General features: G+C 48.9%; 10 protein-coding genes and 1 riboswitch. Of the genes, 7 read left to right on the top strand and 3 right to left on the bottom strand.

The features are described from left to right. Positions 1 to 284 precede the first annotated feature (284 nt). The 5 genes from BN162_RS16565 (at position 285) to BN162_RS16545 (ending at position 5,195) form a co-directional block, all read left to right on the top strand. Positions 285 to 866 (top strand): DUF1836 domain-containing protein, encoded by a 582-nt coding sequence (locus BN162_RS16565; protein WP_040452462.1) that lies wholly within the window; start codon positions 285 to 287, stop codon positions 864 to 866. After that, entirely contained in the window at positions 863 to 1,807 is a 945-nt protein-coding gene (locus tag BN162_RS16560; RefSeq protein ID WP_020226253.1) for a carbohydrate kinase family protein, read from the top strand. Before BN162_RS16565 ends, BN162_RS16560 begins: the two co-directional genes overlap by 4 nt. 78 nt (positions 1,808 to 1,885) lie before the next feature. Beyond that, positions 1,886 to 3,394, top strand: a complete 1,509-nt coding sequence (locus tag BN162_RS16555) for a YjjI family glycine radical enzyme (protein WP_020226252.1) — start codon at positions 1,886 to 1,888, stop codon at positions 3,392 to 3,394. Then, positions 3,391 to 4,227 carry a YjjW family glycine radical enzyme activase gene (locus BN162_RS16550; protein ID WP_020226251.1) on the top strand — a complete coding sequence of 279 codons (837 nt, stop codon included), beginning with the start codon at positions 3,391 to 3,393 and terminating at the stop codon, positions 4,225 to 4,227. Before BN162_RS16555 ends, BN162_RS16550 begins: the two co-directional genes overlap by 4 nt. A 137-nt stretch (positions 4,228 to 4,364) precedes the next feature. Beyond that, positions 4,365 to 5,195 carry an AAC(3) family N-acetyltransferase gene (locus tag BN162_RS16545; protein WP_020226250.1) on the top strand — a complete coding sequence of 277 codons (831 nt, stop codon included), beginning with the start codon at positions 4,365 to 4,367 and terminating at the stop codon, positions 5,193 to 5,195. A gap of 166 nt (positions 5,196 to 5,361) precedes the next feature. On the opposite strand, the gene BN162_RS16540 is transcribed toward BN162_RS16545, so the two are convergent. Then, a complete protein-coding gene (locus BN162_RS16540) occupies positions 5,362 to 5,832 on the bottom strand; it encodes a GAF domain-containing protein (protein WP_020226249.1) in 471 nt (156 codons plus the stop codon). A gap of 79 nt (positions 5,833 to 5,911) precedes the next feature. Further along, a riboswitch (TPP riboswitch) is annotated at positions 5,912 to 6,011 on the top strand. 28 nt (positions 6,012 to 6,039) lie between these two features. Here BN162_RS16540 and BN162_RS16535 point away from each other — a divergent pair. Beyond that, a complete protein-coding gene (locus BN162_RS16535; protein ID WP_020226248.1) occupies positions 6,040 to 6,549 on the top strand; it encodes an energy-coupled thiamine transporter ThiT in 510 nt (169 codons plus the stop codon). Between the two features lie 146 nt (positions 6,550 to 6,695). On the opposite strand, the gene BN162_RS16530 is transcribed toward BN162_RS16535, so the two are convergent. Both BN162_RS16530 and BN162_RS16525 read right to left on the bottom strand, forming a co-directional pair. Beyond that, the gene (locus BN162_RS16530; RefSeq protein ID WP_020226247.1) at positions 6,696 to 7,013 is read right to left on the bottom strand and encodes a spore coat protein; all 318 of its coding nucleotides are present in this window, start codon (positions 7,011 to 7,013) and stop codon (positions 6,696 to 6,698) included. After that, positions 7,010 to 7,222, bottom strand: coding sequence for a hypothetical protein (locus BN162_RS16525; RefSeq protein WP_020226246.1), 213 nt, complete (start codon positions 7,220 to 7,222; stop codon positions 7,010 to 7,012). Before BN162_RS16525 ends, BN162_RS16530 begins: the two co-directional genes overlap by 4 nt. A gap of 179 nt (positions 7,223 to 7,401) precedes the next feature. On the opposite strand from BN162_RS16525, the gene BN162_RS16520 reads away from it, so the two are divergent. Continuing rightward, positions 7,402 to 7,962: a DUF402 domain-containing protein gene (locus tag BN162_RS16520; RefSeq protein WP_020226245.1), complete on the top strand. Its 561-nt coding sequence runs from the start codon at positions 7,402 to 7,404 to the stop codon at positions 7,960 to 7,962. The last annotated feature ends 298 nt before the right edge of the window (positions 7,963 to 8,260 follow it).

The following is an 8,260-nucleotide window of genomic DNA, read 5'->3' as shown; positions in this document are numbered from 1 at the left end:
TTAAAACCGGGTTCTTCATGGTTGATTTCCTCGCTTTATTCTTACTATAACGGATATATTATAGTGAACTCCCTCGGGAAAGTCTATGAAACTAAGCAGGAAAACGACGAAATTTGTCAGCAGCACACCCCTGTTCTATGATAAAATAAAGACGTTGAAAATCCACAGCATCCCAATTCCGCCAACGGAGCGCGATGGGCTGCTTGGAAATTTCCGCGTTCCGTTTTTATTTCAGATTTTATCAGAATGAAACTGAGACCGGAAGATCAAAGCGAGGTTATAAAATGAAACAATCAGAACAAGAAATGAAGGAATGGGCGCAGCAGCTCAACGCTGTCCATCTGCCCCGGTGGGAGGAACTGCCGGATATTGATTTGTATATGGATCAGGTCATGACGTTGATGGATCGGTATCTGGATTTGCTTTTAGGCCAGAATCATGAAAAGATTATCACGCCGGCGATGGTCAACAACTATGTAAAGCTGAATCTGATTCCCGCTCCGCATAAGAAGCAATACAATCGCGTGCATCTGGCTTATCTGGTCGCGATCACGATCTTGAAACAGGTGGTGACGATCAAGGAGGTGCGCGTCGGGATTCTGTATCAGGCCCATTTGAGCGGAACCCGCAATGCCTACAATCTGTTCTGCATGCAGCAGGAATATGAACTCAAAAGGGCAGCGGCGGAAATCGACCCGCAGCTGGCGCTGCAGGCACAGCCGGAACAAATTCCGTTTGATAATCTGGCGTTAAAAATGGCGTCCGGCGCCTTTGCTCAGAAAATTGTTGCGGAAAAAGCTGTCGCACTGCAGGAACAGGAATTGCGGCAGATGCAGGAAGAACACAACCGCAGCCTGCAGAAATGAGCCGGTTTGTCGTCATCGGCGGAGCCAATGTCGATTTGATCGGAAGTGCGGATCAGCCGCTGCGGCTGCACGATTCCAATCCGGGAACAATCCAGACAATGCTGGGCGGGGTCGGCCGCAATATCGCTGAAAACTTAGCCCGCTTGCAAGAACCGGTGAGTTTAGTCAGTGCTGTTGGGGATGATAGCTTTGGCCATTGGATTCTTGAACAGGGGCGGCAGTGCGGCATCGATATGCGTGCGGTTCAGCTTCTGAAGGGGCAGCGCACATCGGCGTTTCTTGCCATCTTGGATCCCCGTCATGACCTGCATTGCGCGGTGGCTGACATGGGCATTTTGAACGAGCTGAATCCTGCAATTCTGCAGCCAGTGCTTGATTCGCTGGATCCGGAGGATGTCTTGATTTGGGATACCAATCTTGATCCCGAACTGATCAAATGGATTGGCGGGCAGGCTCACTGCTTGCTGGCCATGGATCCGCTCAGTGCGTCTAAAAGTGAAAAAGCCCGCTGCATTCTGCCCAAGCTGACGTATTTCAAACCCAATCGGGCAGAAGCCGAACGACTGTGCGGATTCACGATTGAAACACCGGCGCAGATCCGGTCGGCTCTGGATTGGTTTGCCGCTCAAGGGATCAAGGAAACCGTGCTTTCCTTAGGTGCTCAGGGAACGGCGCTGGCCGTGGGACAGCAGCGGCTGTTAATGAGCCTGGATTCCATCGTGCCGGTCAATACCACCGGTGCCGGTGACTGCTTCTTTGCCGTTTATCTGAGCTGCCGCCGTCAGGGCGTTCCGCTTCAAACGGCGGCGGAACGGGCCGCCGGCGCTGCGGCGCTGACCTTGAGCGATCCGCTGTCCGTCAGTCCCCGGCTAAAACCCGCGATCTTGGATCACTGGCGGGCGCGGCTGCATTGCCAATGGCAGGATCTGACACAGATTTAACCTTCTCTTTCAAAAACAGCGGTGTACTCCGCTTGCGAAATCCACAATCTCGATGAAGAAAGAAAAAGGAGAAAAAACATGGAAGACGTATTGAATATTATTCGTGATGAAACACTGACTTATCAACAACAGCTGCTCGCTTTAGCCCGTCTGGCGGAAAATATGGATGACACACTAAAACGCAGTCCTGAATATCTTCAGGGACAAAGCGAGGGCATATTCTGCGATTTGGGTGAAGGTCTGGCTCCTTATCGGCCGCGGTATATCTGTCCGGATTATACTCGATTGATGGAATGCGGATCTTCATTTCTCGGCTTAACCCCGCCGACGGATCTATTGGAAGCCACTCAGGCGTTATTGATCATGTATCACCATGTTCCTTCGATCACTTCGTTCCCGGTTTATCTGGGCAATCTCGATCAGCTGCTCGAACCGTTTGTCGTCAAGGAAACACCGCAGCGGGCAAAACAGATTCTGAAGATGTTTCTGCTGCACATTGACCGTACGCTGACGGATTCCTTCGTGCATGCCGATCTGGGTCCGTCTGCGACCTTAACCGGCGAGCTGATCTTAGAGCTGACAGAGGAAATGCAGTGTGCGATGCCGAATTTGACGCTGAAATATGATCCGGAACTGACCCCGGATGATTTTCTTAAGCGCTGCGCTTTGTGCATGCTGAAAACCGCCAAGCCTTCATTTGCCAATCATCGGATGTTTACGCGCGAGTGGGGTGAAGACTATGCCATCGCCTCCTGCTACAATGGATTGAAAATTGGCGGCGGAGGATTTACTTTGCCGCGGATTCGGCTGTACGAATGCTCGCTGAAGGCCAAAGATCCGCAGGATTTCCTGGATCATGTGCTGCCGCATTATACACAGGTTATGCTGGAAATGATGGAAGACCGGATTCACTTTTTAGTCGAGACAAGCGCCTTCTTTAAAGCCAATTACTTAGTGACCGAAGGCTTTGTCAAGCTTGAAAACTTTACCGGCATGTTCGGCATGGTCGGGTTGGCAGAATGCGTCAATCATCTGCTGCACATCGATGATCCGAAGCAAGGCTACGGCAACAATCCGCAAGCTGACGATCTGGGCGCAGCGATTCTGCAGCGCTTAAGCGATCTGGTTGCCGGTTATACTTCGGCTTACTGTGACTGCACCGATCATCACTTCCGGCTTCATGCTCAGGTCGGCATTGATTCCGACGGCCGTGAGAACTCTCCGGGAGCACGGATTCCGGTGGGAGCAGAACCGGGCATGCTGAAGCAGATCCAGCACGCAGCTCGGATGCATGGCTTTTTCCCGACCGGCATTGGCGATATCTTTAAATTTGAAGAAACATGGCTGAATACGCCGGAGGCGCTGGGCGACATTATCAAAGGCGCGATGCAGAGCGGCATGCGCTATTTCTCCGGCTATCTGGAAAACAATGACGTCGTGCGGGTCACCGGTTATCTGGTTAAGAAAAGTGAACTGGCGAAGCTTGATCAGCATAAGCAGTCGCTCAATAATGTCAGCATTTTCGGTCAGGGTGCGCGGGATAAGGCAAAGGCTCTGGACCGGCGGGTAGAAAAGCTGGAGCGATGAAGGCGCTGATCAACCGGATCATTCCGTTTTCCAATGTGGATGGTCCGGGCAACCGCTGTGCAATCTTTTTCCAGGGATGTCCGCTGCACTGCGCCTATTGTCATAATCCCGAAACCTGGCGTCTCTGTGATCATTGCGGGAAGTGTGTGCCCGGCTGTCCTGCCGCTGCCTTAACAATTCGGGATGGCCAAGTTCATTGGGATGAAACCCGCTGTGTCGGCTGTGATCAATGCATTCATGTTTGCCCCCATCATGCTTCCTGCAAAGTCAGTGAGCTTACTCCCGATCAATTGTTTGAGCAGATTGCGGAAACCTTCCCGTTTGTTCAAGGGATTACGGTCAGCGGTGGGGAATGCATGCTCTATGCCGATTTTCTCACGGATTTGTTTCGCCAAGTGAAGGCGGCGGGGAAAACCTGTCTGATCGATTCCAACGGGGTCTTCGCGTTTGAAAAATACCCTGAATTGTTGGCGCTGTGCGATGGCGTGATGCTGGATATGAAAGCTTATGATGAACCTTTCCATAGCCAGCTGACCGGCGCGTCGAATCAGCAGGTGCTGGATAATTTGATTCTGCTGCGGGATAGCGGAAAGTTGGAGGAAGTTCGGACCGTACTGCTGCCGCAGTTTCCGGAACAAAACGCGCGGACGGTGCGGGCGGTCAATGAATTGCTTCGGGGGAAAATCCGTTATAAATTGCTGCGCTACCGGCCTTTTGGCGTTTGTGAGGAAGGGCTGCAGTTTTGCGGCCGCACGATGACGCCGTTAGCGGAAGCAGAACGGCTGGCTCAGGCTGAAATGGACCGCGGATATTTTAACTGTGTTGTAATTTGAGCAAGGCTTGTGAAAAAGAGATTTGAGGGTACGGGGAAGTTCGTAAGGGCTTCCTTTTTGTTCGGCTGCCCTCTTTATAAAATAGGCAGGAACGTGATATAATAAAAAGGCAAGTCAACGAAGGAGCGTCGGGCCGGATGAAAACACCACAAAAAGCGATATCGCAGCTGATCTCGCAGAAGGAAATCTTAGAACAGCTTAAAGAAATTGGCGTCAGTGCCGGCATGATCCTAGAAGTTCATGCGTCGCTGAGCGCTTTTGGTTATGTCTGCGGCGGCGCCCAGACGGTTGTCAATGCGCTGATCGAGGCCGTCGGTTATTCCGGAACGCTTTTGATGGCGCTGCAATGCTCAGATAATACGGAACCCTCGGCCTGGGAAAACCCGCCGATTGAACGGCATTTGATCAAAACGGTCCGGGAACAGATGCCGGCTTTTAATAAAAAGGAAACCGACACCCGGGCGATGGGAGCAGTCGTTGAAAATTTACGCCGTCGGGATGGGATTGTCATTTCTCATCATCCCAACTGTGCCTACGTTGCCTGGGGCAAATATGCCAAACTGCTCTGCAATCACCAGTCGCTGCATTTTCCGTTGTCTGAAGAATCACCGGCTGCCCGGCTGTATGAGCTGAAAGGCTCAGTGCTGTTAATGGGCGTGGACTATCAACGCTGCACAGCTCTGCATTTAGCGGAATACCGCAGTGAGATCCGACCGGTTATTTTGCGCGGTGCAGCGGTGGAGCTGGAAGGCAAACGAATGTGGAAGAAGTATTTGGATTTGGATATCGACAGTGAAATCTTCAACAAAGTGGGCAAACGGCTGGAAGAAAAGGGCTTTGTAAAAAAGGGAAAGGTGGGAATGGCTGATCTGAAGCTGTTTAAAGCGGATGCGGCGATCGATGAGGCCGTCCGCTATTTTGTCAAAGATCATCCTTATGCCCGTTATCTGCAGCCAAGCTTATTTTAACAAGTAAAGACCGTCGTTCTGTCGGCGGGTCCGGTAAATAGTAAGTCAGAAAAAATAAAAAAAGATGAAATAAAAAGCAGCGAGGACAAAAGTGACCCGTTGCTTTTTGCTTTGTATTGTTTTTTTTCGTTCTATTGACAAGCGCTGAAACCCAGCCGGCATTTTCTTAATCCAATTCAAATAAGGAGCTTAGCCACGCGCCTAATTCCCGCAGTATTGTTTCTTCCTGCAAGCCGAACCGGTTGGGGATCGGGGCATCCAGATCCAAGACAGCCACCACTTGACCGTGAAGGCGGATGGGAACGACAATTTCGCTGCGGCTGGCCTCATCGCAGGCAATGTGACCAGGGAACTGATGGACATCCGGCACGACTAAACATTCTCCTTGCAAAGCGGCAGTGCCGCAGACCCCTTTGCCCAAGGCGATATGCGTGCAGGCTGGTTTTCCCTGAAAAGGACCTAAGATCAGTTTGTTTTCTTTCATCAGATAGAATCCCGCCCAGTTCAAGTTCGGCAGACTCTGCATGATCAGCGCGCTGAGATTGGCCAGGCAGCAGATCCGGTCTGTCTCTTGCGCACATAGCGCTTTGGCATTGTCAAGCAAAGACTCCAGATTCATTGTTAAGTTTTCTTCCATCATGATTCCTCCGTTTTTTATATTTTACAGGAATCGGCAGAAAAAAGGAACGTTTCCGTGCAGAATGTGCTATAATGTTTACCGTGAACAGGGGAGCAAATGCTGAGATCCAACGATGGAACAAACCCTTATCACCTGATCTAGGTAAAACTAGCGTAGGGAGTTTACTGATTTTTCCTTACGCCTCACACTTGGAGGTGTTTTTTTATGAAATGGACAACCAAAGATCTCGTCTACATGGCGCTGTACGCTGCATTATTCATCGTACTTGACGTCGCTGTCAACACCCTCGGAATTTTACAGATGCCCAACGGCGGTTCACTGGGCGTATCGGTCATTCCGCTTTTAATGGCCAGTTACCATTTAGGCTGGCAGAAAGGGACGGTCGTTTCCGTTCTTTCGATTCTGCTGCAGTATGTTACCGGACCGATGTATACACCGGACCTGCTCGGCTTTCTGCTCGACTACTTCATCGCCTTTTCCGTTTACGGACTGGCAAGCCTGTTTCCGAATTATAAATGGTTTTATTCCGGAGTTCTGATTACTAATCTGATCCGGCTGCTTTCCAGCACGCTGTCCGGAACCTGGGTTTGGGGTTTGGATTATTGGCCGTCATTTCTTTACAATGCGGCCTATATGATCCCAACAGCGATTCTGTGCCTGGTGCTGCTGCCGTTAGTCATGCCTCGCCTCAAACCGGCGATGAACAAGAAATAAAAAGTCCTGTTTTCGATTAGATCAGAAAAACTCAGCAATCAGCCGTTTTCTAACAAAAAATCCCCGCAGAGAGAAGCCTGTCTTCGGACATCGCTCAAGCCTGCGGGTTTTCTTTTATTTCAATAAGGGAGAAAACAAAAATGAACTTAGTTTAACTGACTTTCTTCCGATTTAAAGGTTTGGTGCTTGGTATCAATTTTCTGGGTCTGTTCTTTTTCCAGCTTATACCAGCCCTTTTCAAACATCAGATCGTATGTTTTCCGCTGCAGCTGGCTGCTTTCCTGAAACAGACCGAACACTTTTGTATACAGGTCATTGTTGCTGGCTTCCTGACAGGCTAAAGAATACATGTATGTGATATGCTTGATGGATATCAACAGATCATTGAGCCGGTCGCGGTCGTTAAAGCGTTTCTCGTCCGGTAAAATTTCGGACTTCGGATTCATGACTTCCTGGCTGCTCATTCGTTGACACTTCCTTTCAGTTCATCGGTCAGAATGGAATATTGACTTTTCAAAGTCTCGTAGTAGTGAGCAGCAAAATCGCTGACTTGCTGGTCTTCAATCTTTTGGCTGTAATCCTCTGCTTTCTTGGCTGTAGTCAGCAGCGTTTCCAATAGATCTGCCAAGTAGGAGCAATCTTTCGGGGAAAGCATTTTCGGCGGTGTTTTCATCATCCAGCCTCCTTTCTTCTCAGAGTATGGGCAATGCAAAATGTTTTATGCGTGGATCGGTGTTGGTTCTCAGTCGGTTTGTACTGACGGATCCGACTGGATTCCCCTCTTTTCGTCCAGACTAAAAAGAGGTATAATAAAAAAGATTTTTGTAAAAAGAAGAAACGAGGTGAATCAACATGCTGCCTGAGGTGGGATCGCAAGTCTACATTCAGAGTTTCAAGCATGATGGTTCGCTGCATCGGACATGGGCTAAGGGATTCGTTATTGAAGCGGGTGTACGCCGGGTGATTGCCGTGACTAACAAAACTTGGGTCACGGAAGCCGATGGACGCCGTTGGTTTACACGGGAACCTGCAATCTGCTTCTTCTATCCTGATCACTGGTACAATGTGATTACAATGATTCGGAAAACCGGTATCTATTATTATTGTAATCTTGCTTCGCCTAGTTTATATGATGGAGAAGCAATTAAGAATATTGATTATGATTTGGATGTCAAGTTGTTTCCAGATGGACGAATTGAGATTTTGGATGAAGACGAATATGTTCAGCATGGCCGTGAAATGGGATACAGCGAACCGCTGAAGCATGCCGTAGAAAAAGAGATGGATGTGCTGATCGGCAAGATTAAAAAGAAAGAATCACCATTCAATCAAAAAGAGATTGAGTGTCTGTACCACGAATATCTGGAACTGCTGCATACAACGCTGCAAAGTTCCGGAAGCGAGAAGCTTTGACTCAGTAAGAACTGAATCAAAGCTTCTTTGTTAATTCAAGACGGCTATATCGATATAGAAAAGAACGGGGGATGACAGGGCTATCGAAGAAATAATTTAAACTTGATGTATAAAATGATTAAAACTGGGAAAGGTGTTGGATAGTAGTTAGGCAGAATCCTAAATAAGGCTTTAAAATAAGGCGAAAATGGCTCGATTGGAAAAAAACTAAAAAAAGTGAAAAAAAGACTTGCCAAAAGTAAAGATTCGGGATATACTAACTAAGCTGACTCGGTGAGAGTCAAGCGCTTCGATCTTT

This window comes from Holdemania massiliensis AP2 (assembly GCF_000327285.1).
Taxonomy (GTDB): domain Bacteria; phylum Bacillota_I; class Bacilli_A; order Erysipelotrichales; family Erysipelotrichaceae; genus Holdemania; species Holdemania massiliensis.
The sequence above is the reverse complement of the archived record's forward strand: the minus strand, read 5'-3'. Positions and strand labels throughout refer to the sequence as shown.